Source organism: Candidatus Edwardsbacteria bacterium, from assembly GCA_031082425.1.
Taxonomy (GTDB): domain Bacteria; phylum Edwardsbacteria; class AC1; order AC1; family EtOH8; genus UBA2226.
Genome location: JAVHLB010000006.1, coordinates 41919 through 66122, shown reverse-complemented (window position 1 = coordinate 66122; position 24204 = coordinate 41919). Strand labels below are relative to the sequence as shown.

At 55.1% G+C, this 24204-nt stretch carries 20 protein-coding genes; all 20 read left to right on the top strand.

The window, feature by feature from the left end:
• Positions 1-24: 24 nt before the first annotated feature.
• The 20 genes from RDU76_07340 (at position 25) to RDU76_07245 (ending at position 24190) form a co-directional block, all read left to right on the top strand.
• A complete protein-coding gene (locus tag RDU76_07340; protein ID MDQ7798741.1) occupies positions 25-2049 on the top strand; it encodes a HAMP domain-containing methyl-accepting chemotaxis protein in 2025 nt (674 codons plus the stop codon).
• Positions 2039-3799: a methyl-accepting chemotaxis protein gene (locus RDU76_07335; GenBank protein MDQ7798740.1), complete on the top strand. Its 1761-nt coding sequence runs from the start codon at positions 2039-2041 to the stop codon at positions 3797-3799. The genes RDU76_07340 and RDU76_07335 overlap by 11 nt, the downstream gene beginning before the upstream one ends.
• Before the next feature lie 4 nt (positions 3800-3803).
• Positions 3804-4178, top strand: a complete 375-nt coding sequence (locus tag RDU76_07330; protein ID MDQ7798739.1) for a hypothetical protein — start codon at positions 3804-3806, stop codon at positions 4176-4178.
• Positions 4175-5887 carry a serine/threonine-protein kinase gene (locus RDU76_07325; GenBank protein ID MDQ7798738.1) on the top strand — a complete coding sequence of 571 codons (1713 nt, stop codon included), beginning with the start codon at positions 4175-4177 and terminating at the stop codon, positions 5885-5887. The genes RDU76_07330 and RDU76_07325 overlap by 4 nt, the downstream gene beginning before the upstream one ends.
• On the top strand, positions 5884-6597 hold the full coding sequence (locus RDU76_07320) for a hypothetical protein (GenBank protein MDQ7798737.1): 714 nt from the start codon (positions 5884-5886) through the stop codon (positions 6595-6597). The genes RDU76_07325 and RDU76_07320 overlap by 4 nt, the downstream gene beginning before the upstream one ends.
• Complete coding sequence (locus tag RDU76_07315) at positions 6594-7541, top strand: carboxypeptidase-like regulatory domain-containing protein (protein MDQ7798736.1); 948 nt, start codon at positions 6594-6596, stop codon at positions 7539-7541. Before RDU76_07320 ends, RDU76_07315 begins: the two co-directional genes overlap by 4 nt.
• 38 nt (positions 7542-7579) lie before the next feature.
• Positions 7580-9076, top strand: a complete 1497-nt coding sequence (locus RDU76_07310; GenBank protein ID MDQ7798735.1) for a sigma 54-interacting transcriptional regulator — start codon at positions 7580-7582, stop codon at positions 9074-9076.
• Complete coding sequence (locus RDU76_07305; protein MDQ7798734.1) at positions 9060-10157, top strand: glycosyltransferase family 9 protein; 1098 nt, start codon at positions 9060-9062, stop codon at positions 10155-10157. Before RDU76_07310 ends, RDU76_07305 begins: the two co-directional genes overlap by 17 nt.
• Positions 10154-11053, top strand: coding sequence for a glycosyltransferase (locus RDU76_07300; protein MDQ7798733.1), 900 nt, complete (start codon positions 10154-10156; stop codon positions 11051-11053). The genes RDU76_07305 and RDU76_07300 overlap by 4 nt, the downstream gene beginning before the upstream one ends.
• Positions 11050-12114, top strand: coding sequence for a radical SAM protein (locus RDU76_07295; protein MDQ7798732.1), 1065 nt, complete (start codon positions 11050-11052; stop codon positions 12112-12114). The genes RDU76_07300 and RDU76_07295 overlap by 4 nt, the downstream gene beginning before the upstream one ends.
• Positions 12115-12316: 202 nt before the next feature.
• The gene (locus RDU76_07290; GenBank protein MDQ7798731.1) at positions 12317-13129 is read left to right on the top strand and encodes a methyltransferase domain-containing protein; all 813 of its coding nucleotides are present in this window, start codon (positions 12317-12319) and stop codon (positions 13127-13129) included.
• Between the two features lie 9 nt (positions 13130-13138).
• Positions 13139-14275: a DUF362 domain-containing protein gene (locus RDU76_07285; protein MDQ7798730.1), complete on the top strand. Its 1137-nt coding sequence runs from the start codon at positions 13139-13141 to the stop codon at positions 14273-14275.
• A 10-nt stretch (positions 14276-14285) separates the two neighbouring features.
• Positions 14286-15665, top strand: coding sequence for a radical SAM protein (locus tag RDU76_07280; protein MDQ7798729.1), 1380 nt, complete (start codon positions 14286-14288; stop codon positions 15663-15665).
• Positions 15662-16387 (top strand): polyprenol monophosphomannose synthase, encoded by a 726-nt coding sequence (locus tag RDU76_07275; protein ID MDQ7798728.1) that lies wholly within the window; start codon positions 15662-15664, stop codon positions 16385-16387. Before RDU76_07280 ends, RDU76_07275 begins: the two co-directional genes overlap by 4 nt.
• A 44-nt stretch (positions 16388-16431) precedes the next feature.
• On the top strand, positions 16432-17181 hold the full coding sequence (locus tag RDU76_07270) for a class I SAM-dependent methyltransferase (protein MDQ7798727.1): 750 nt from the start codon (positions 16432-16434) through the stop codon (positions 17179-17181).
• A gap of 111 nt (positions 17182-17292) precedes the next feature.
• Positions 17293-19059: a tetratricopeptide repeat protein gene (locus tag RDU76_07265; protein ID MDQ7798726.1), complete on the top strand. Its 1767-nt coding sequence runs from the start codon at positions 17293-17295 to the stop codon at positions 19057-19059.
• A gap of 13 nt (positions 19060-19072) precedes the next feature.
• Positions 19073-20293: a hypothetical protein gene (locus RDU76_07260; protein ID MDQ7798725.1), complete on the top strand. Its 1221-nt coding sequence runs from the start codon at positions 19073-19075 to the stop codon at positions 20291-20293.
• A 79-nt stretch (positions 20294-20372) separates the two neighbouring features.
• Positions 20373-21629 (top strand): radical SAM protein, encoded by a 1257-nt coding sequence (locus RDU76_07255; protein ID MDQ7798724.1) that lies wholly within the window; start codon positions 20373-20375, stop codon positions 21627-21629.
• Between the two features lie 82 nt (positions 21630-21711).
• On the top strand, positions 21712-22995 hold the full coding sequence (locus RDU76_07250; GenBank protein MDQ7798723.1) for a radical SAM protein: 1284 nt from the start codon (positions 21712-21714) through the stop codon (positions 22993-22995).
• A gap of 88 nt (positions 22996-23083) precedes the next feature.
• Positions 23084-24190 (top strand): hypothetical protein, encoded by a 1107-nt coding sequence (locus tag RDU76_07245; protein ID MDQ7798722.1) that lies wholly within the window; start codon positions 23084-23086, stop codon positions 24188-24190.
• Positions 24191-24204 lie beyond the last annotated feature (14 nt).

Below are 24204 nucleotides of genomic sequence, written 5' to 3'. Positions count from 1 at the left end.
TATATTTTATATGGAGATAAAAAAGTGCTGAGCAGAATAAATTTGCGCAATCTGTTTGCCTGGGCGGTGGCGGCGGCCGGGGCGGCCCTCCTGATCCTTCACTTGGGCGAACTGAACATCCAATGGTGGGTAATGCTGCTGCTGCTGCTGACCGTGACCCTCTGCCAGTGGTTCACCGTGGCCCTGCCCGGCGGGGTATTCGTCTCCCTGGATCTGGTGGTGGTCTATTTTACCTTTCTGGTGTTCGGCCCGGTTCCGGCGATCCTGGCCATATACCTGCCCTCTTTCTTCCACCAGATCAAAAGGAAGAAGCCCTGGCCCAGGGTGTTCTTTATCCCCGGCCAGTTCGTATTCGCAGTCCTGGCGATGGTCTGGGTGTTTGGCATTTTGGGCGGGCAGAGCGGGAGCGGCATTTTAAGCTGGGCCAACCTGCCGAAATTGCTGGCCGCCCTGCTGGTCTATGTTCTGGTGAACGATCTGCTGGTCAGTTCCTATCACCTGATCGAGGGCACTTTCACCGCCCGGGACGTTTTCGGCCTGACCTGGTCGGACCTGAAACTCAACCTGGTATTGGCCCCGGTCTCCATCATCGGGGTCTACCTGTTCTCCAAGCTGGGGGTCATCGGGCTGCTGACCATGCTGGTGCCGGCCTGCATCATCGGCTGGGCCCTGGTCACCCTGTTCAAGGCCATGGAGAAGGACCGGGAGGTGAGCCTGGAGTCCAAGATCACCAGCGGCTTCGTGATCGTCCTGTTCTCGGCCCTGACCTTGTCCATGGGGGCGATCCTGGTTATCATCCTGGAGGTGATGACCAAACAGGCGGCCCGGCTTAACCTGGACCCCGTGGTGATAACCCAGCTTTTCCAGAGGCTGCTGAGCAATGTGGTGCTGGTCCTGCTGGTGACGTTCATCGTGGCGCTGCTGCTGGTCCGCTACATAATCCGGCGGATGGTGGTCAAGCCGGTGGGAATGATCAGCCGGATGATCGGAGACATGGCCAGCGGCTCGGCCGACCTGACCTCCAAGATAGAACAGCATTCCAACGACGATATCGGGAGACTGACCCGCCACTTCAACACCTTCGTGGAGAAGCTGGAGAAACTGGTCAAGACCATCATCAATACCGCCAACGGGGTGGCCACCACCTCCGAGGAACTGGCGGCCTCCACCCAGGAGATGAACGCCTCCCAACAGGAGATATCGGCCACCGTCCAGAGGATATCGCAGGGCATAGGGACCCAGGTGGCATCGGTCCGGGTCACCAAGGAGGCCATCGATGACATCTCAACATCGGTGGAGCAGGTCAGCAACAACGCCCAGGATTCGGCCCAGTCGGCCAGCCAGGCGGTGGAGATGGCCTCCCAGGGGGGAGCCACCATGATGAGCATAGTCCAGCAGATGGGCAAGATAGACCAGACCATGTCCCATCTGACCAATGTGGTCAGCGACCTGCAGAAGCGCACCGGGGAGATCGGCCGGATAACAGAACTGATCTCATCGGTGGCCCGGCGCACCAACCTGCTGGCCCTTAACGCGGCCATCGAGGCCGCCCGGGCCGGCGATGCCGGCAAGGGATTTGCGGTGGTGGCCGGGGAGGTAAAAAAGCTGGCCGAGAGGACGGCCGGCGCCACCAAGGAGATCGAGGACCTGATCAAGGAGATCCAGGGCGAGACCGAACAGACGGTGCTGGCCATGAACCAGGTCGACGCCCAGGTGGCCGAAGGCAAGGATTTTGCCGCCAAGGGCAACCAGGCCTTTTCCCAGATCATCCAGGCGGTGAAGCTATCGGCCGACCGGGCCTCCCAGATATCCCAGGCCACCGGCAACCAGGTGGAGGGGGTAAAGAAGATCGCCAAGGCCATCGAACAGGTGGCGGTGGTGGCCGAGGAGGCGGCCTCGGGCATGGAGCAGACCGCTGCCGCCCAGCAGGAGCAGATGGCTTCCATGCAGGAGATGACCGCCTCGGCCCAGGAGCTGGCACATCTGGCCGAGGAGCTCAAGCGCCAGGTGGACAGCTTCCAGATAAAGGGGGAGGAAAATGAAAGTTAACAAATTCAATCTGATCCTGGCCGTTCCGGATGTGATCGCCATTTTCCTGGGGGTTCCCTTATTGCTGGTATTCGTGGGCCATTCGGTGGACCTGCCGCCGGCCGCGCTTAAATTTCTGATCTTCTTCGGGCCGGCCTGGGCCCTGGTCCTGGCCGCGGAATTACAGATCATCAACCGGAAAAGACTGCAGCCGGTGGCAAGCTATTTCAACCAGAGCCCATCAGACAAAATTGATAGCGACCAGGCCTTCACCAGGGCGCTGAATTTCCCCCTGGTCACCTCGTTGCATATGCTGGGACATTTCACCATCGGGGTTCCGGCCTGCGCCTTTTTGATGATGCTGATGGGCACCGGGGTCACCCCGGCCCATACCGCGGAGGTGATCCTGCCCGGTTTTCTGACCGGCCTGGTTGCCGGCTCGCTGATATTCCTGATCGAAGAGACCATGCTGTCTTCCTATGTCTCCTCCCTGGCGGCCGGGACCGCTGATGGCGCAAAAGTATACCGCCGTTCCTACCGTCTGAGCATACTTTGGAGGCTGATAATCCTGTTCACGGTGATAATGATACTGGCCTTCACCTTCGGGACGATCATCGCCAAATACCCCGGCATCTGGTATGTGGCAATCCTGGGTATCGCGGCCACCCTGGCCATAGCCTTTCTGACGGCCAAAGGGATAAACCGCACCGTGTCCCTGCTGACCTCCATACTGCAGAATATTTCGGAGGGCAAGGGCGGCCTGTCCCGGAAGCTTCCGGTGCTGGGCAACAACGAATTGGGAGACCTCTGCCAAGCTTATAACAGTTTTGTGGGGCAGATCCGCCTGATGGTCAGGGAGATCACCAATGTGGCCTCGGGCCTGGCGGCCAGCTCCCAGCAACTGGCGGCCTCCTCCCAGGAGATGAGCGCCTCCAGCCAGGAGATCTCCTCCACCGTTCAGCAGATATCCCGGGGCACCACCGTTCAGTCGGAGCGGCTGACCCAGATGGCCAAGGAGGTGGAGAAGCTTTCCACCTCCATCAAGCTGATAGAATCCCAGGGCCGGATGACCATGGTCTCCTCCCAGAAGGCCATCGACGCCTCCCAATCGGGGGCCGAGAAGACCTTCGAGGCGGTCTCCAAGATGGCCGAGATATACACCTCGGCGGCTCTGACCAACCAGAAGGTGCAGGACCTGCAGAAGAAATCGGCCGAGATCGGGGTGGTGGTCAGCCTGATCTCCAACCTTTCCCAGCAGACCGATTTTCTGGCCCTGAACGCGGCCATCGAGGCGGCCCGGGCCGGCGAGGCCGGCAAGGGTTTTTCGGTGGTGGCCGACGAGATCCGGGTGCTGGCGGTGGAGGCCGGCAACTCGGCCCTGAAGGTGGCCACCCTGATCGGCGAGGTGGAGAAGGAGATTGCCAGGACCGTGGAGGTCATCGACGAAAGCCGGAGCACTATCGACGCCAGCAAGGTGACGGTGGACCAGACCGAGCAGTCGCTCAAAGTGATCAACAGCACTGTGGCGGTGGCCGGGACCATGGTCAAGCAGATAGCCGAGGCCACCAGGAACCAGAGCAAGAGCGCCACCGAAGTGGTCAAGCTGGCTTCGGACGTCTCCACCGTGGCCATCGACACCGCCGCCTCCACCCAGGAGGTGGCCGCTGCGGTGCAGCAGCTGACGGCCTCGATGGAGGAGCTTACCGCTGTGGCCCAGACCCTTTCGCAGTCGGCCGATAAACTGAACACCCTGGTTTCGGAGTTCAATTAGCATAATGAGGATTCTGGCTTTTACCATAGGGCCGCACTACCTGGGCCTGCCGGCCGAATATATAAACTCGGTGGGCCGGAGGGAGGCCGTCCCGGCAGGGGCCGAACGCGCCTGGGCACAGGAGTACGACCTGCCGCAGGCTTTCGGGGTCAAGGACGGGCCGGCCGACCGGGTGATCAACTGTGCCTGGAACGGCCGGGATATCCGGCTACTGGTGAACCGGATCGTGGGTTTGGTGGATCTGGACGACCAGACCCTGGGGGTGTGGCCGTCCATCCTTAAGGAGATTCCCCAGTTCTACGCCCTGGGCATGACCGACTCGCAGATGTACCTGCTGCTGGACCTGTCACAGATAGAATCCCTGGGGGCCGCCGGGTGAACAAGGCCATCGGGAAATATCAGGCCCTGGAGCTGCTTTCCACCGGGGGCATGGCCACCATCTATCTGGGAACCCACCGGGAGATGGGCCGGCAGGTGGTGATCAAGCAGCTGCATCCCCACCTGTCCCAGGATTCCGAATTCGTCAGGCGTTTCGAGCGGGAGGCCAACATCCTGGGCGGCCTGCATCATCAGAACATTGTCGATATCATCGATTATTTCGTCTTCGAGGGATCGTATTTCATAGTGCTGGAGTACATAGACGGCGGCTCTTTGAAACAGCTGCTGGACAGGGTGAAAACAGCACCCCTGACGGTGGCGGTATTCATAATCAGGCAGGTGATAAGCGGGCTGGGATACGCCCACGAAAAAGGCATTGTCCACCGGGACATCAAACCGGCCAATATAATGATCACCAACTCCGGGGTGGTCAAGATAACCGACTTCGGTCTGGCCTATGCCAAGGAGGCCCTGACCATCACCGATCCCGGAACTTTTGTGGGAACCCTGGCATATCTGGCCCCGGAGCAGATAAAGGGGCAGAAGGGCGATGAGGCCTCAGACCTTTATGCGGCCGGCGTGATACTGTACCAGATGCTGACCGGCGACAATCCCTTTGCCGGGGAGACCCATTCCCAGAGCATCGACAGGACCTTAAGGCTGTCGCCCCGGAGGCTGGCCAAAATTGATCCCGAGATACCGATCGGCATCGACCATCTGGTTTTTAAACTGCTGGAGAAGGACAAGCATCGCCGGTATTCCCGGTCGGCCCAGGTATCCTCCGATTTGGAGCCCTATTCCCTGATCCGGAACGAGGCCCTGTCGCGGTATATGGCCGATCCCGGCAGCTATCAGCCGCGGCAGGACGATCAGGAGATGATCGTAAAACTGGCCCGGCAGGAACGATGGGATTACTTCATCAAGCGCCTGATCATATATTTTGCGGCCACGGCCCTGGCCCTCAGCGCGGCCTTTTACGGGGTAAAATACCTGAGCCGGTACTTTAAAAGGACCCTGCCGGCGGTCGTTGTGCCGGTCGATACCTCAACCACATCACCGATCGCGGCGCCGGAGGCGGGGCAATTAGTGAACATTTCCGGTACCACCGGGGCCAGGGTCTATATCGACGACCGTTTTCAGGGCAAAATTCCCCTGGCCATCAACACCCTGGATACCGGCCGGCACCGGCTGATGGTGAAGCAAGCCGGCTACCAGGATCAGATCTCGGAATTCTCATTGGGAAAAAGCCAGAAGTTTTCAATCACGGTAGACCTTTTGCCGGTGGTCCTGTCTCCGGGCTATCTCAGGTTTTCCGTCAAGCCCTGGGCCGAAGTGTATGTTGACGGCAATTACATCGACCGGACGCCCATCAAGGCCCCGTTAAAACTGGATGCCGGCCGCCATGCCCTGATATTGCGCCATCCCAACCGCCGGGAACACCGCCAGGATGTCCAGATAACCCCGGGAGACACCGCCCTGGTGGCGCTGGACCTGCCCGAAGCATTCGGCTATCTTAAACTCAGCGTCCTGCCTTGGGCCAAAGTATTGATCGATGGAGCCGAACATGGCACCACCCCCCTGGGCCAGCCGATAAAGATCTCCATCGGGGAGCATGAACTCAGGCTGGTGGGCCCGGAGGGGAGGGAATGGAAAGAGACCATCCGGATCGCCGAGGACATGGTCACCGAAAAACAGATCGTTCTGCAATGATGGATAAAAAGATCATATATATCGGAGCCTTGGTCACGCTGCTCTCCGCCCAGGCCTTTGGCCAGCGGGAAAACCCGATGAACGCGGTCATCAGAGCCTATGAGCATGGTTATTTCCAGGAGGTGATCGCAATCGCCGAAAGATCCCTGGAGGATACGGCGGGGTTTACCCAGGAGGACATCATCTACTTCCGGACCTATCTGGCCTTCTCCCTGGTGGCCATGGGGCAGGAGCCGGCCGCCATTGAGAGGTTCAAGCAGATCCTGGCCGTAAAACCCAAACTGGAGCTGAACCCGGAGTTCGTCTCCCCCAAGATCATAGAGGTGTTCAAAAGGGCCCAGGCAGAGTTCTTTCGGGCCGCCTCCAATGGTGACCCCAGGTCAAACCTGCTGTTCGAAAAGGGCCGGCCCGGCAAGTTCCAGGGGCTCTGGCGATCATCCCTCTGGCCGGGCTGGGGCCAGTCGGTGCGGGGGGATCCCCGGAAAGGGAGGATCCTCAAATGGGGGGCGGCCGGGGTTGCCGCCGGGACAGGGCTGGCGGCGCTGGGGACCTACGTCAGCCACCAGCGATATCTGGACGCCACCGATCCCGGAGACATTGAAGCCAAGTATAAAACATATAACAGCTGGTATAAGACCCGGAATTTTACCGTCAATCTGGCGGTGTCCTTTTGGGTATACAATCTGGCGGACATTATCATCTCAAAATGAAAATACACAACAGCTTTATCATAGCCCTTTGCCTGCTGGCGGTTTCAACCCTGGGCTGCGGGCCGGACGCCAAGCGGGACAACCCGCTGGACCCGGTGAACGGCAGCGGCGTCAGCGGCACGGTATCGGCCTGGGGCGGAGGCGCGGTCGGCAATGCGGTGGTAAGCGCCGTGCCGGCCAACCTCTCGGTGCGCACCAACAGCACCGGCCAGTACAACATCGAGCTGGAGGGCGGGAGGACCTATTTTCTTGCCGCCTCGCATCCCTATTATCATTCCCAGGTGGACACCATCACGGTCCCCTCCGACGGCCGCCTGAAGCATAATTTTATCCTCAAGGGCGTTCCCCGGATCAACCAGGCCAAGGTGTTGAGATGGATCGTTCATACCGTGTGGGATGGCCAGCTGTCGGACTATGTCATTCCGCAGTGCAGCGTCAGCCATCCCGACGGGGAGGATGTCCTGGAAAGATATTTTAGCTTACGCTGCCGCATCAATGGCAACAATTATATCCCGGACAGTTCCCGGGCACTTGATCCTGAATCGAGGAAATACTTTTGGAGCTTTCTGCTTAACCCCCTGAGCCCCGAGGTCAAGGCCGGCGATGTTCTACCTTTTGCCCTGGACAGCGCCGGGATCGAGATCCAATCCGTCCTGGGCGTAGTTTCCGATAGGTTGGAATGGCCCTCCATTATCAGCCCCGGCAGTAATTCTGTGTTCAGCCCGCCGGATACCATGTCCTGGATAAATAACAATGTATCGGTGGATGTCAGCGTCGAGATAGGTAAGGGCACCACGATCGTCTGGCACCGTGATCTTTCATACGCCGAAAAACTTTATTGCGATGCGGCCCTGGAGGCAGGGCAGGAATACCTATGGAAAGTGATCAACGTTGATGCCGATGGCAACCAGGCCCGAACTGAAGCTAAATTCAGCACTCCTTGAAAGGGAATCACTATATCATGACCGATCAAGAAAAGAATATGACCGATAGAAAAGAGATACTGGCCCTCTACGATATCAGCCAGGTCATAAACTCCATCCCCGATTTCGAGGAGCTGCTCAGCAAGGTGATGGACCTGGTGATATCCACCACCCGGGCCGAGCGGGGCTTCATAATGCTGCGGGACGCCCCGGGGGAGGAGATGTCGGTCAAGGTGGCCCGGAACCTGGAGCAGAAGGACATCGAGAAGCCCGGCGAGATATCCCAGACCACCCTGAACCAGGTGATGGAAACCGGGGAGCCACTGCTGACCTCGGACGCCAAGACCGACCCGCGTTTTACCGGCTCCGAAAGCGTGATGCTGTATAATATCCGCTCGGTGCTGTGCACCCCCCTCAAAAAGCAAAGCGAGATAATCGGGCTGATCTACATCGACAGCCGCACCACCTCCAATGTCTTTACCGAGGATGACAAGGATTTCCTGGCGGCCTTTGCCAACATGGCGGCCATATCCATAGAGAACGCCAGGCTGCAGGCCCGGCTGTGCCAGGAGAACCTGATACTTAAAAAGGAGATCCGGCACCATTACCAGTTCGACAATATCGTCGGCAAGTCGGCCAAATTTCTGGCGGCCCTTTCCCTGGTGGAGAGGGTGCTGGATAGTTCGGTGCCGGTGCTGATCCAGGGGGAATCCGGGACCGGCAAGGAGCTGATCGCCAGGGCCATCCACTACAACGGGCCGCGCCGCGAAGCCATGTTCCTGGCCCAGTACTGCGGGGCGCTGCCGGAGACCTTGCTGGAATCGGAGCTGTTCGGCTATAAAAAAGGCTCCTTCACCGGGGCCACCGCCAACAAGATGGGGCTTTTCGAGGAGGCCGACGGGGGCACCTTCTTCCTGGACGAGATCGGCGACATCTCCCCCACCATTCAGGCCAAACTGCTGCGGGTGTTGCAGGACGGCGAGATGCGGAGGATCGGCGAGAACAAGAGCATCCGGGTGGATGTCCGGATCATTTCGGCCACCAACCGGAACCTTAAACAGGAGGTGGCCGAGGGCCGGTTCCGGGAGGACCTCTACTACCGGCTGAATGTGGTCACCATAGAATTGCCGCCGCTGCGCGAAAGACGGGACGACATCCCCCTGCTGATCCATTATTTCCTGGAGAACTCCCAACAGGCGGCGGCCAAGAAGATCACGGATATCACCAAAGAGGCCAAAGAGGCCATGACCGGCTATTACTGGCCGGGAAACATCCGGGAATTGGAGAACGTGATATCCTATGCCATTGTGATGACCAAGGGCAGCATCATCGGGATGGAGGACCTGCCGGGTTCGGTGCTGTCCCAAAAGCCCGAGGCCCAGCCGGTGAACACCGGAAAAACCATGCATCAGATGGAGCTGGACTATATCCTGTCAACCTTGAGGGCTTGCCAGGGGGACCGCAAGAGGACCGCCAACCAACTGGGGATAAGCCTGCGGACCCTGCAGTATAAATTGAAAGAGCTGAAACAGGACGGCCATGCACTGGAAAAGTGACTGCCGCCATTTTGCCGGGGCCAGGCCCTGCAAATATTCCAGCCAATGCGCCGGCTGCAATACCTACCGCCCCTGGAAGGAAAGCTGCCTGATAATAAAACTGGCTGCCAAGGGGGACGTGCTGAGGACCACCCCGCTGGCCATGGCCCTGAAGCAGCACCGCCCGGACATGAAGATCGCCTGGCTGACCGACCACGATGCCGCTCCGCTGCTGTACAACAACCCGTCGCTCGATGAACTGCTTTGCTTTGATGCGGCATCCCTGACCCAGCTGTCGGCCCAGCATTTCAGCCGGATAATATGCCTGGACAAGGAGCCCCGGGCTGCGGCCCTGGCTTCGATACTGGAAGCTGATAAAAAGACCGGTTTCGGCTGGGATCCCAAGGGCTACCTGGTCCCGTTGGATAAAAGGTCCCGATATCTTTATGACCTGGGATTGTCGGACCAGCTGAAGTTCCGCAGCAACCGAAAAAGCTACCAGCAGCTGGTCATCGAGTCAGCCGGGCTGGAATATGCCAATCAAAAATACCAGTATCACCCCAGCGAAAAGGAGATAGGCTGGGCAACCGAATACCTGGCAAAACTGCTAAAGAATAAGGGCCGGCTCCCTTTGATCGGCCTGAATACCGGAGTGGGGAGGGCTTTCCCCACCAAGGCCTGGCCGGCTGACAACTATGCCCGGCTGGCCAAGGCCGTTAAAAAGGAGGGGATCGGCCAGCCGATGCTGCTGGGCGGGCCGGACGAAACGGCTTTGGTTGAAAAGATCGCCAAACAGGTTCCCGGAACCATTGTCATTCCGGTCGATCTTGATATCAGACAATTTGCGGCCCTGATCTCGTGCCTGGATGTCATTGTCAGCGCCGACAGCCTGGCCATGCACTTGGGGATCGCCCTGGAGAAAAAGGTGATCGCCCTGTTCGGCCCCACTTGCCAGCAGGAGATCGAACTGTACGGCAGGGGGGAAAAGCTTTCGGCCGCAACAGCCTGTTCGCCCTGTTACCGCCAGTCCTGCCCGGACCTCAAATGCATGGCCGGCATCACTCCGGGGGAGGTGCTGGCCGCTGTAATGAGAAATCTATGACCAGTGAATTCAGCGTAGGCATTGCGGCATATAACGAGGCGGCCAATATCGGCAGATTACTGGACCGCCTCTTGATATATCAGCGGGGCGATTCCGGGCTGTCCGAGATATTGGTGGTGGCCTCCGGCTGCACCGATCAGACTGAGCCCATCGTCAGATCCTATGCCGCCAAAGACCACCGGGTCCGGCTGATAACAGAACCCCGGCGAAGGGGGAAGGCCTCGGCGGTCAATCTTTTGATCGGGAATTCCTCGAACGAGCTATTGGTGTTGATGAGCGCCGACATCCTGCCGGACGATGGCGCCCTGAATCATCTGATTAAGCCGTTCTCCGACGACCGGGTGGGAATCACTGCTGGAAGGATAATACCCCAGAATGACCGGGCCAGCTTCATGGGTTTCTATGTGAACCTTTTCTGGTCACTGCATCACCGCATAGCGCTGAAGAGTTTCAAGGCCGGCGAAGCAGTGGCTTTCCGCCGGGTGTTTGATGCCATTCCGACCGATACCGCCACCGACGAGACCTGGATAGTCCAATTGGTACAAGAGAGGGGATATATCCCCAAATACATACCTCAAGCTGTTTTCAGAAACAGGGGGCCCGATAACATAAGAGATTTTCTCAAGGTCCGGAGAAGGCATCTGGTCGGTTACCATCATCTGCTTAAATTGCGGCCGGATTGGAAGCTGCCCGACACCATGAACAATCTGATGGTCCTGGGATTATTGAAGGATGAAATGCCGGCCAGCATGAAAAATGTGATATTTCTTGCCGGTTCTTTGCTTTTGGAGCTTGGGGCCAGGGTCCTAGCCTGGTATGACTTCCATCTGGCCAAAAGGAATCCCTTCGTCTGGGATATGGCTGCCTCCACCAAAGATCCGGAAGGTAAAAAGTGAACCCCATCGCCGGACAGATTCCCTACCGGATGTTCCGGGCCTGGGGATGGCCGGTGATGATGCCGCTGAACTACACCATCAGCGTCACCACTCGGTGCAATTACCGCTGCGCCACCTGCCGAATATACCAGTCCAATCTTCCGGAGATGGGGTTGGAGGATTACCGGAAACTGTTCCTATCAATGGGCAGGTCAGCCTATTGGGTCACCTTCTCCGGCGGAGAGCCTTTTTTAAGAGATGATTTCAAAGATATCGTTGACCTGTGCTGCGGCAGCTGCCATCCCAGATTAGTAAACATCCCCACCAACGGAAGCCTGCCCGATAGAACCTCAGCGGTGGCCAGGGAGCTGGCCAAGCGATACCCCAGGATAAATTTCATCGTCAATGTTTCGCTGGATTCCGCCGGGGAGGAACAGAATAGCATCCGAGGCAGCGGGGATGCCTGGCGCAACGCCGTCTCCACCATCGAGGCCCTGAAGAAGGCCCAGCCGACCAATTTGCTGATCGGCATCGGCACGGTCATCTCCAAAAGCAATCTGGAGGGGTTTCTGGAACGGCGAAAAGATCTGGCCCAGCTGGGAACCGGCTCCCTGGTGGCCGAGGTGGCCGAAAACCGGGCGGAGTTATTGAACCTAGACCTGGACATCACCCCGTCCCCGGGAGAATATAAGCCGATAGCCGATCATCTGATCAGAGAGATCGACTTGAACCGGAAGAAGGGTTGGGCCGGGATCGCCCAGGCATTCCGCCGGCAGTACTACGGTTATGTGTACCGGATACTGAAGGGGGAAAGCGGCCTGTCCTGCTATGCCGGATTTGCCTCGGTCCAGATAATGCCGGACGGGGCGGTCTGGGGCTGCTGCATCAGGGGCGATGAAATGGGCCGGCTGCCCGATCAGGGTTACGATTTCAAAAAGCTGTGGCGTTCGGGCCAGGCCCGCCAGGCAAGGAAAATGATCAAGGCCAGGAAGTGCTCCTGCCCCCTGGCCAACGCATCATACACCAATATGATATTCGATCTCCGGACCTCCCTGAAGGTGATCCGGGACCTGGTATTTTAACTTATAAGAAATGTCTATTATGCTGAAATTATTCAGGCAGACCGGAGCTGTTATACTATGGTGGTTGTGCTACATACCGCTCAACAGTTTCATATTTTTGGTTTTCTTGAAACACATCTTTTCATCTGGTAAAAAGCTGCCGGCCCTAAGCCCGCTGCAAATGAACGACAGCGATAAAATAAAAGCCTGGGCAGACAATAATTTGAAGGGCCATTCCGGGGTCTCGGAAGATGAAGGGTTCGGGACCAAATTCGAACGGCATATGATGGGCAAATTGCTGCAGGGCGTAGCTTATAAATATGACCTGTGCAGCGTGTTAGAATCTCCGGCCGACGGGGTTACCGGCATTCCGGGGGCAAATTCGCTTCCGCTATCCGGCATTGTAACAAAGCCGGTGGGTTTGACCAACCCCTCTGATTTGTTGTTAATGTATGCCAGGGAAACATGGGCCAAAAGGGGTTTATCGGATCGAATGCAAACCACCCAAGCGTCGGTGGACAAGCTGCCGTATGACTCTGGCTCTTTTGATTTGGCCTGGAGTTTTTGCATGTTAGAAAGATTTCGCGACCCCGTTTCTTACCTGCGCGAAATCTCCCGGGTTTCCAATCGGCTGGTTCTGATGGTGACGCTAAATCATGATAATCACGGGACTTGGCTTCATAAGATATATCACAATGCCACGGGTCTGGAGTGGGATCATGGCGATTTCGATATGATGGCCCTGCCGGGCATTCGGAGATCATTTGAAAGATCAGGCATCGAAGTTATTGCAACCGGGGCGGTGGATGTACCACCAACCTGGGATACTTGGGACATGCCTCTGGGCGGCGAGATATCAAAGATCGCCGGCTTGTTCGGGAGAAAGTGGGAATGGAAAGCAGCCCCGGCCAAATCCCGGAAAGGATTCCTGCTTTCTCTGTTCGAATGGATCGAGGATAACCTTCCTGTTTGGTTCAAGGTTCTGAATGCCCATCATCTTTATGTTTTGGGGCGGGTCGGCAATAATGTTGAGTGACGGATAACGATGCCAGAGGTATATCTAAAAAAGATCAAACACCTTTCGCAGTTCTCCGATTGGCTGAAAGAACTGCCGATCAATATCCCCCGGGACCGGCCGGTGGTGCTGAAGCCCAACTTGGTTTTCCCCGCTCCAGGGACCAGCGGAGTGGTCAGCGATGCCAGCCTGGTAGGAATGCTGGTCGAGTGCCTGAGAGAAACAGGCGTTAGGGATATCACCATCGCCGAAGGGCCGGGGCTGGGGGTTGATGCCGGGGAGGCTTTTGAAAGAACCGGCTTTAGCGAACTGGCCCGAAGATATCAGGTCCCGCTGCTGGACCTGAACCAGGCCCCCCGATACCCGGTGGAATGGTACGACGGCCAGCTTGATCTGCCCCTGATATTCAAAGGCGCTTATTACATCAACCTGCCCAAGCTGAAGACCCATATCAATACCCTGGTCACGTTGGGCCTGAAGAACCAGAAGGGTCTGTTGTCATACGCCGATAAGAAGAGGTTTCATAAGAACGGGCTGCACCGTCCGGTGGCCGAACTCTACAAAATGATCCGCCCCGATTTCACCATCCTGGACGGTTTCACCGCCATCGAAGGCGATGGGCCGCTGTTCGCCGGAAGGAAGGTCGGATCCAGGGTCCTGATCGCCGGGGCCGACCCTCTGGCAGTGGATGCCGCCGGCTGTCGGCTGATGGGCATCGACCCCCTGGAAGTGGAACATTTATCGCTGGCCAGTCAAATGGGGTTGGGAACCCTGGAGGCAACCATCATCGGGGACCGACTTGAGGACTGCGCCCGCAGATTCAAGCGGCCGGAGATGCAGATGCTGAAAATGCTGGGCCTGCATAATCAGCGGACGCCCCTGGCCTGCAGCCTCTGCGGCGGTTCGGCCAGGGAAGGGCTGGTAACCTCGGCCAGAGATCCCCGGAGGTGGGCCGCCAGCCTGATGCCGGTGCTGCGCCAGATGGTTTTCGGCCGGGTGGATTTCGTCTACGGAAAAAATGCTGCAGTCCCCGAAAACAGCCGGAGGGTGATAGCGGTGGGCGAATGCACCAAGCATCTCAAGGACCTGCCCGATGTGATATGGGTGGAGGGCTGTCCGCCCTCGCCCGAGATGCTGGCGGAGGCCTTTGCTAAACTGAATAAATGATTGTATTGCCATGGCCAAAGTAATGCTCTTGAATCCCCCGGGAGATAGGATCTACCTAAGGGACAGCTACTGCAGCAAGGTCTCCAAGGCGGCCTACCTGACTCCGCCCATCGATCTGCTGCTGATCAGCGGCTATCTCCATTCCAAGCATCAGATTCTAGTGCTGGATGCCATGGCCGACAGGCTGTCATATGATTCCGCCTTGGATAAAATAGTGGACAGCCGTCCGGATTTCATCATCTCGCTTTTGGGACTGGCTTCCTTTGCCAACGACCTCGATTTTTTCAAACTGCTCAAGCAGGGCCTCCCTTCGGCCAAACTTATTGTCAGCGGCGATGCCGGATTTGACGAAACCGAAAAACTCCTGAGGGAAAATCATTTCATCGATGCTGTTCTGCTGGACTATGCCTCGAGCGGGTGGCTTCCCTACCTGACCGGCGATGATAAAAATGCGGTTGATATTGCCTATTTATCCCAAGAAATATATTGCTGTCGGCGCAGCGCCCGGACAGCGGAGTATTCCACAGGCATCCCCAGACATGAGATTTTTCCCTACAAAAAATACCGGATGCCGTTTGCCAGAAGACTTCCCTATGCCGGCGTGGTCACAGACTTTGGCTGTCCCTATAAGTGCGATTTCTGCCTGATTGGCCAGCTGCCTTATAAAATGAGGCCGGTGGAGGAAGTATTGGATGAACTGGAATATATCAAGAAACTGGGCGTCAGGTATTTTTCCTTCGGCGACCAGACCTTCGGGATTGACCGGAAAAGGACGGAGATTCTGCTGGAAGGGATGAATAAAAGAAAGATCGGCCTGCCCTGGGGCTGTTTCTCCCGGGCCGACCTGCTGACCCCGGAGATGCTGGGATCGATGAAAGCGGCTGGCTGCGATCTGATCATGATCGGAGTGGAATCCGGCAGCCAGGAGATCCTGGACCGGCATCACAAGGGGGTCAAGCTGGAGGCCATAAGGCGGGCCTTCAGGGACTGCCGCCGGGAGGGCATCCGGACCCTGGCCACCTTCATCATAGGCCTGCCCGGGGAGACCCGGGAAACTTTCGAACGGACCATGTCCCTGGCCCTGGAGCTTGACCCTGATTTCGCCTCATTCAACCTGCCGGTGACCAAGCCGCTCACTCCGCTGAAAACCATGGCCGCCAGTGAAGGCTGGACTGCCTCGGATAGGGGCGACCAGTCAACCGAGGCCGGGGTCGTTTTCGGGGGATTGTCCGGGGAGCTGCTCAAGAAGTGGCAGGGCGAGGCCCTCAGGAGATTTTATCTGAGGCCGGGGTATTTTATCAAAAGAGCGCTGTCGGTGAGGTCCTTGACCGAATTAATGATCAACCTCCAGGAAGCGGCCGGAATATTTTTTAAGGGGCGGTCGACATGAGGACCATGGTGATGATCCCGACCTACTGTGAAGCCGAGAACATTGAACGGCTGATAGGACAGATATTCGGTTATGTCCCCCAGGTCGATATCCTGGTGGTGGACGACAATTCTCCGGACGGCACCGGGCAGATAATTGATAAACTATCGGCCGAGAATCCGCGGGTCCATATTCTGCACAGGAAGAAGCTGAGGGGAAGGGGGCTGGCCGGCATCGCCGGGCTTCGTTATGCCTTGAACTGGGGGGCGGAGGCGGTGGTGGAGATGGATGCCGATTTTTCCCACGACCCCAAATACCTTCCGTCATTGTTGGAAGGGCTGAACCAGGCCGATGTGGTGCTGGGCTCCAGGTTCGTCAAGGGAGGGGCGGATGTGGGCCGGGGTTGTCTGCGCCATGCTGTCACTGTTTTTGCCAACTGGTATATCAGGCTGGTGCTCAGGATAAAGATAAGGGACTGCACCTCCGGATACCGGGTCTTCAAGCGGGAGGTGCTGGAGGCCATCGATGTTGATTCCCTGATCTCACGCGGCCCGGCCATAGTGCAGGAGATCCTTTACAGCAGTATCCTGTCAGGATTCAAGGTCAAGGAAGTGCCGATAGTGTTCATTGACCGGCAGCGGGGCAATTCCAGCTTCAATTTCAGGATCATGTACGAGGGCTTCATGATGATCCCCATCCTGCGGTACCTGGCCAAAAGCGAAAAATGGGGTCAGCTGCGGTGAAGGCCGGTTTAGGAAAGGGCCCCGGCCGGGCCTATTGGGATAGTGTGGCAGACAAAGCAGGCGGCTATTATCTTATTCCCGGATTGACCGAATATAAAAACCGTGAATACACCGGCCTGCTGGAAGAATGGGGAATCGGGAATGATAAAAGTGTCCTGATCACCGACCTATACGAAGCCGCCTTCGGCAATACCGGGGTCTATGGATATCTTAGCGGTCCAGCCAACGATGTCTGGGGAATGGATATATCCACCAAATTTTGTTTCAGGGCCGGGGAGCATTTCAAACGGCATAACATTGACATCGGAATCATATCGGGCGATGCCACCATGATCCCTCTGGCAGATGAAAGCCTGGAGGTGATAATCTCCCCGTCGACCTTTGACCACTTCCCGGAAATAGACCAGGCCCTGTCCGAGTGCCATAGGATCCTCAAACCCGGGGGGAAACTGGTGCTGGCCCTGAACTCCGCCGACAATCCTTTTTTCAAGTCGGGGGTCAGGCTGGCCGAGAGGTTCAAAAAACACGAATATCAGACGGATTATTTCTATTCTCTGAGAGAGACAACAGCATTGCTGGAGCAGGCCGAGTTTGCCGTCGGGCGGTCGACGGCTATCATGCATGTGCCCATTGGGCTCACCACCCTGATCGAACATTTTGACCGACTCGATAATCCGATTGCCGACCGGATAAACGGCATGATGATCGGCGCCTGCCGCAAATGGGGCCGGCTGGATACCAGGATGAAAATATTTACCGGCTGGTGGATAGTTTTAGAGGGGATCAAAAGATAGATGACTCCCAGGCGTATCAGAAAGACAGATAAAAAGCGGACCCCCGGAAATGGGTTGGTGGCCGATGCCGGTCGATTCCCAGGATGGAGACCATGTCTGCTGTTGGGGCTGGTGATTATTTTGGTATACTCCCAGGCCGTGGGTTTCGGGTTCATCGATTTTGATGACCTCTCTTTGGTGAACCTCAGCCGCCAGCAGCTGCATGAGCATACCCCGCTGATCAGGATATTGACCGGGGACGTCTTCGGTGATAAAACAGGGATCTTCTATTTCCGCCCGGTACTTTCCCTGTCCCTATTGGCCGATACCGCCATCGGGGGCGGCGCTCCCTGGCTCTACCACCTGTCCAACATCCTGCTTCACATTCTGGCCTGCTGCCTGCTGATGTGGCTGCTGACACAGGCCGGGCATGCAAAGGAGCCGGCCTTTCTGGGAGCCCTGGTCATCGGGGTCCATCCGGCTCTGGTCCAAGCGGTGGCCTGGGTCCCGGGTCGCAACGACGTCCTGCTGGCATCCTTTCTGCTGTTTTCGGCCATCGGGCTGATCCGGTATTTCAAGGGCGGCTCCGGGCGCTGGCTGCTGGCATCTTCGGCGTCATTTCTGCTGGCCCTGTTCACCAAGGAGACAGCGGTCATCTTTTTGCTGATCCTTCCCCTCTGGGCATTGATGAGGATGACCAACAGCAGCCGGAGGCAGGCGGTTAATGCCGGGGCGGCCCTGGCCGGTCTGGCGGCGTTGTGGTTCATTGTCAGGCGGATATCGGCAGCCGGAAGGCCGGGCGGTGATGTCCCGGTGATGGATGGTTTGCGGTATGCCGGGAAAGGCTTTCTGTCCTATACCGGCAAGATCCTGCTGCCGTTCAATCTTTCGCTGGCGCCCGATTACCTGGACGTGAATGTACTGCCGGGGTTTATCGCCGTGGCCCTGTTGGCCTGGGCCTTCTGGAAGCTGAGGCCTGCCAGGCCGCAGGGGATGATTCTGGGATTGCTGTGTTATGTGCTTTTTTTGCTTCCAGCCCTACCTAACCGCACCTTTCTGGAACACCGGCTTTATCTGCCCCTGATGGGGCTGGTCCTGGCGTTGCTGGAGACCGGAGTGTTATCGGGCTTTTCCCTGAAAAACAAGGCCTGGGTGGTCCCGGCAGGGCTGTTGGTAATGCTTCTTATCTTTGTCAATGTGATACATGCCTCAGGATTCAGGACCCGGGAAACCGCCTGGGCTAGGGCGGCCAAGGCCACCCCCAATTCCTGGCTTGCCAATATGTCCATGGGTCTGGTGTCAGCCCGGCGCGGCGATCCGGTCCTGGCCGAGAGGTATTATTTAAAAGCCAGGCAGGCCAATCCCGGAGATCCCAAGCTGTTGACCAATCTGGGGCTGCTCTACCTGAACAATCACCGCCCGGAAATGGCTAGGGATGTTTTTTCCGGGTTATTGGCCGTCCATCCGGATCATCCCGGAGCCAATTACAATCTGGGCCAGGCTCTGGACAGGCTTAAGGAATACGACCGGGCCGCCGATTGCTATCGGCGGGAAACAGTGATTGCTCCGTCCAATATCGATGCCAAAGTGGCGCTGGGCGCCTCACTGGCCGAGGCCGGACGTTATGCGGAGGCCCGCCGATCATTTCAGGAAATATTGAAATTGGATCAAAACAATTTTGAGGCCCTGCTCAACTTGGGGGTGATCGAGTTCCGGGCCGGAAATACAGTACGAGCTAGGAACTGGCTGGAGAGGGCTGTCAGGGCGGCCCCGGAGAGGGCAGAGGGACATCTGAATCTGGGCCATGTCTACCGGGCGGAGAAACGGCTGACGGAGGCCCAAAGGGAGTTTGGGACCGCCGCAAAGATAAATCCGGCATACAAGAACATCAAACTTTGAACGGGGACTGTCAATGGATATTCCGGGATTTGATCCAAAGGACATAATGGAGGCGGTCGAAGAACACGGCACTCCGCTGGAGATCGCCTCCTCCGGGATGCTGTCCGGCAACCTGACCCGGGCCCGCCGGGCTTTGGCCCCCTATGGCTGGCAGGATAATATCTTCTATTCCTACAAGACCAATCCGGTGCCGGAGGCTCTGAAGGTTCTGCACCAAAATGGGGCCGGGGCCGAGGTGATCTCGGAGCGGGAGCTGAACCTGGCCCTGTCGTTGGGGGTGTCTCCGGACAGTATCGTTTTCAACGGGATCTACAAATCCCCGGCGGCCCTGCAGACGGCAGTGGAGAAAAAGATCAAATGCATAAATATAGATGCCCCGCAGGAACTGGATATCGTTAGCCAGCTGTCAAAGGATGTCGGATACAAGATCGGTCTGGGGCTGCGGGTGCGACCATCGGTGGGCTGGCAGGGCCAGTTCGGGCATATCATCAAGGACGGTTCGGCCTATGCCCTGGCCGAAAAAATATGCGCTAACAAAAAACTTGACCTCAAAGCCATCCATTTCCATCTGGGCAGCAGCAATTCAGCAGCCTATCGTCGGGCGATAGATGAATCCCTGGCCTTTATCGGAACCGTAAACAGAAAACTGGGAACCGATATCAGGGCCCTGGACATCGGAGGGGGCTTCCCCGGGAAGGATATGCGTCTGCTGACGCTTTGGGAGCAGGGCTGGCTAAGGCTCTGGGACAGGCAGTGGCCGGGACCGGTGGCAGGGCCGGATGACGGGTTTGAGGTGTTGGCGGAAACAGCCGGATACTTCAAACAGGCCAGAGCGAAGTATGATTTGGAGAGCCTTGAAATGTGGACCGAGCCGGGCCGTTTGATAACCGGGGATGCTCAGATCCTGGTGATCAGAGTGGTCGGCCTACGCCTGTCCGGCAGGAAAAATTATGCCATTGTCGACGGCGGACGGGTGGGCGCCGCCGGGCCATTGGTGGGGGAGACCAGGAGAGTATCCGTTTTGGTAAAGAGCAGCGGGACCGGCAAATCGTATGATATTGTGGGCCCCACTTGCATGCCTTGGGACCGGTTGTTTGCTGGGGTTAAACTGCCGGAGCTTTCCATCGGGGATATGATCTGCATTGAAGGGGCCGGGGCCTATTTTGTGCCGATGGAGACGGAGTTTTCGTTCAATAAACCCAAATTGGCATTACTTGATCAACCTGTTTTGTAAAATGTATAAGAATATAAATAAGGTATTATTGGTTTATCCGCCCAACGGCAATTCGGGTATGATCGGGCGGAACGTATGGATGCTTGAACCTTTGGGATTGGAATATATCGCGGCTGCAATGCCCGGCAAAAATGTTCAGATTATCGATCTCAGGTTTGGCGAAAATTTTGAAAAGCGGATAAGAGCATTTAAGCCGGATCTGATCGGTTTTTCAGGTCTGACAATACATGTCAATCCCATATTAAAACTTATCAAGTTGGCAAAAGAGTTACTGCCAGATTTAGCAATTTGGGTGGGAGGTCATCATGCAACTGTCCTTCCACAAGATTTTGATGTGCCGGGGGTAGATATCATAATAATGGGAGAAGGTTGTTCGTCCGTAAGGGAAATATTTCAATCCCCCGATAACCTTAGGGTAATAGCGGGAATTGCATACATGCACAATGGGAAACGTATATATAACCCAAAGAGAATTCATCCGTCCCTAGACGAACTGCCTTTACCGCGGAGGGTTCTTACAAAACAGTATCGTAGAAGATATCATTATGTATGGAACGAAAACAGGGCACTGGTAAGAACTTCCATGGGATGCCCATTCCGCTGTACCTTTTGTTCGACATACAACCTGACACAAGGAAGGTACCTTACCCGGAACATTGATATGGTGGTTGAAGAAATCAAGAGCGTACAGGAAAAAAATATATTTTTAGTTGACGATGAAAGCATGATAGATTACCCAAGGATGATGAATCTGGCAAGCCGGTTAAAGCAATGCGGTGTAAAAAAGAGATATTATCTGATGGCTAGGGCAGATTCGGTTATAAATCATCCTGACCTTTTCAAAGCATGGAAAGATATCGGACTGGAGGGTATTGATGTGGGATTTGAGACCTATAATGATGAAGGCTTATTGGCCTTGAATAAACAAGAAACAAAGGCAATAATATTTAAAGCATTAGAAGTGGCCAAAAGGCTGGGGTTGAAAATTGAGCCGATGTTCATGATAGATCCCCGCAGCACTGTCGAAGATTTTACAAGTATAAAGAAAATAGTAATTCAAGAAAAGCTCTGGCGTTCTGCCTTTGGGATTCTTACTCCATTGCCAGGCTCTCAGTTGTGGGAAGATCGCAAAGGGGAAATAGTTGAAAATAACTGGGATCTATGGGATTGTGAGCATAGCGTCGTGCCAACAAGTCTTCCAGAAAGTGAATTTTATAAACACTATCAAAGGTTGAGTTCGGATCTGATTCCCCTAATTGATAAGTTCAAAATACTTCCAAGATATTTGTTAAACAAGGCATTGAACAAATTGCAGCGCGTAACAGAAATATTTTGAAACAATGAAATTTAATAACAATAAAGTATTCTTAATTTATCCTCCATCCGGTGATCGTAGCCAAGTGCGCCCGGACATACTGATGCTGGAACCCATTGCATTGGAATATATCGCAGCCGCAATGGAAGGGTATGACATCAGGATTATCGATATGCGGTTGGAAAGGAGGCTGGAAAAGTTTTTAGTAAAGGAAAAACCCGCAATTGTAGGATTCACAGGATTTGCCATACATGTAAATCAAATAAACAGATTGTCCAAAAAAATCAAAGAAATGTTGCCCAACACATTAGTACTGGTGGGTGGACACCATGCCACTGTCCGGCCGGAAGATTTCGATACGCCGTATATCAATCTGATAGTAATGGGTGAAGGATGCAGTGCAATCAGGGATTTGATAAAAGTTGAGTGGGAATTCGAGAATATCGATGGAATTGGATATCTTAAAGATGGGAAGAGGGTCTTCAACAAACCAAGGGTTCACCCAGACTTGGATGACCTGCCTTTTCCCCGCCGCGATCTGGTCGAAAAATACAAGGGTAAATATCATTATGATTGGCATGAAGATTGTGCAATTGTACGCAGCTCGGTAGGATGCCCTTTCCGGTGCAGTTTTTGCGCTTTATGGGGGATCACTGACGGCAGATATTTAACTCGGGACATAAGGAATATCGTTAGAGAATTGAAGGGAATAAAGGCTAAAGCGATCTACTTCACCGACGATGAAAGTATGATAGACCCTATGAGAATGATGGAATTGGCAAGGTTGATCAAGCAGGAAGGCATCAAAAAAAAATATTATCTCTGGTCCAGAACCGATTCGGTGGTCAATAACCCAGATCTGTTTAAAGCCTGGAAGGAGATAGGTCTGGAAGCTGTGATTGTAGGTTACGAGTCGTATGCTGAAGAGTCCTTAAGGAAATACAATAAGCAGGCAGATCTAAATACACAACAAAAGGCGACAAGGATACTTCAAGACCTTGGTATAATGATTATTGCGACATTTATCGTGGATCAAGATTATACTGCTGAAGATTTCAGTAAACTAAAACAGTACGTGCAACAACAAAAGTTATGGCAGGCCGATTTCCAGATATTAACACCATTCCCGGGATCTTCAATATGGGAAAATAATAGGCATGTTCTTATAACCAACAACTGGGACTATTGGGATATAGTTCATACCGTACTTCCAACCCGGCTGTCGCTTGATGAATATTATAAGAAATTTTATTGGTTGGTTATGACAGCTTTGCCTTTCTGGGAAAAAGTTAAACTAATGCAAAAATATTCAATTAAGCGGTTATTAATTAGATTCATTGCTGGAATATTGTATCGGCTAAAGGGGACAGCTAATTATCGGACATAGTATTCTTATAATTGAAATGAGTTGTTAACAAAAAATTATTATGAAACCGACCGTATTCATACTCGGGGGTAACTTTTTGGGATTAGAAATGGCCCGCGAACTGCGCGATGCAGGTTATGGCGTAGTGGTAGTGGGGTATTCCAAGAACGACATTGCAATCAATGCCAGGGGTGTAACGGGAATCATTCTTCCATTGCCCCAGGACTCTCCAGATGCACTTATGGCCGGGCTATTTAAAGTAGCCAGCGAACTTGATGGGGAGAAAGTGATCATAGGGGCCAGCGACGGGTACCGCCGGTGGGTTTCCCACAATCAAGGTGAGCTATCTAGGCAGTTTAAAATGCTGGCTTGCCCGATTGATGAGATTGACTCTCTGATGGATAAATGGAACCAGCTACAGATGGCGGTATCGGCGGGGATCGCCGTACCCCATAGCTCGGTATTGGATGAAAATAATGAGCCGGCTAAAAACATCAGATTTCCGGTGGTGGTCAAAGCCAGATTTTCCCCAAAATCAATGCCCTTTCGGGACGCGCTGGGGAAAAAGGTCATTGTGGCCAACAATGACGTTGAGCTGAACCAAGCCTGTAAAAGAATAATCGGTTTGGGTTTCAAACCAATGATACAAAAAGTGATCCCCGGGGTGGATTATAATCAGTTCCTGTTCGGAGCGACGGTCAAGAACGGGATACCCTTTGCCGTATGTATGGCTCAAAAACTCAAGGCCGATCCCCAACCCTACGGCAGCGGGGTGGTGATCCGAACCATATATCATCAGGAGTTATACGACGCCGGGATGAAATTTTTAAGACAGATAAATTATTCCGGCATCTGCGACATCGAGTTCATGCGTAACTGGGATACCGGAGAGTTCCAGTTCATCGAGTTTAATCCCCGCTACGGACTGGGGCAGAGGGTGTCGCAAATGGCCGGGGCCAGCCTGGCCGTCACTGCCGCCGAACTGGCCATGGGCGTACAACCCCGAGAACCCAGGACCGCCAAGCCGGGGTTTTACTGGGTCTATTTTGACGAATGGGCCAAGGAGCGGCTTATGCCCTGGCGAAATTCTTTTCTGCGCCAGCTGCGGAATAGAGATAATACCGCCAGAATATTCGACATCAGGGACTGTCAGCCGGAGATTCGGCATATAAAGAATATAGCGTATATGAAATTGAAAAGGATCAAACGAAATTAATTGTCATTGCCCGG

Excerpts from the sequence above, each read along its gene's own strand:
- RDU76_07330 (MDQ7798739.1), top strand. The coding sequence starts at position 3,804 with ATGAGGATTCTGGCTTTTACCATAGGGCCGCACTACCTGGGCCTGCCG.
- RDU76_07260 (MDQ7798725.1), top strand. The coding sequence starts at position 19,073 with ATGGATATTCCGGGATTTGATCCAAAGGACATAATGGAGGCGGTCGAA.
- RDU76_07245 (MDQ7798722.1), top strand. The coding sequence starts at position 23,084 with ATGGCCCGCGAACTGCGCGATGCAGGTTATGGCGTAGTGGTAGTGGGG.
- RDU76_07250 (MDQ7798723.1), top strand. The coding sequence starts at position 21,712 with ATGCTGGAACCCATTGCATTGGAATATATCGCAGCCGCAATGGAAGGG.
- RDU76_07320 (MDQ7798737.1), top strand. The coding sequence starts at position 5,884 with ATGATGGATAAAAAGATCATATATATCGGAGCCTTGGTCACGCTGCTC.
- RDU76_07305 (MDQ7798734.1), top strand. The coding sequence starts at position 9,060 with ATGCACTGGAAAAGTGACTGCCGCCATTTTGCCGGGGCCAGGCCCTGC.
- RDU76_07280 (MDQ7798729.1), top strand. The coding sequence starts at position 14,286 with ATGGCCAAAGTAATGCTCTTGAATCCCCCGGGAGATAGGATCTACCTA.
- RDU76_07255 (MDQ7798724.1), top strand. The coding sequence starts at position 20,373 with ATGCTTGAACCTTTGGGATTGGAATATATCGCGGCTGCAATGCCCGGC.
- RDU76_07315 (MDQ7798736.1), top strand. The coding sequence starts at position 6,594 with ATGAAAATACACAACAGCTTTATCATAGCCCTTTGCCTGCTGGCGGTT.
- RDU76_07335 (MDQ7798740.1), top strand. The coding sequence starts at position 2,039 with ATGAAAGTTAACAAATTCAATCTGATCCTGGCCGTTCCGGATGTGATC.
- RDU76_07310 (MDQ7798735.1), top strand. The coding sequence starts at position 7,580 with ATGACCGATAGAAAAGAGATACTGGCCCTCTACGATATCAGCCAGGTC.
- RDU76_07285 (MDQ7798730.1), top strand. The coding sequence starts at position 13,139 with ATGCCAGAGGTATATCTAAAAAAGATCAAACACCTTTCGCAGTTCTCC.
- RDU76_07275 (MDQ7798728.1), top strand. The coding sequence starts at position 15,662 with ATGAGGACCATGGTGATGATCCCGACCTACTGTGAAGCCGAGAACATT.
- RDU76_07300 (MDQ7798733.1), top strand. The coding sequence starts at position 10,154 with ATGACCAGTGAATTCAGCGTAGGCATTGCGGCATATAACGAGGCGGCC.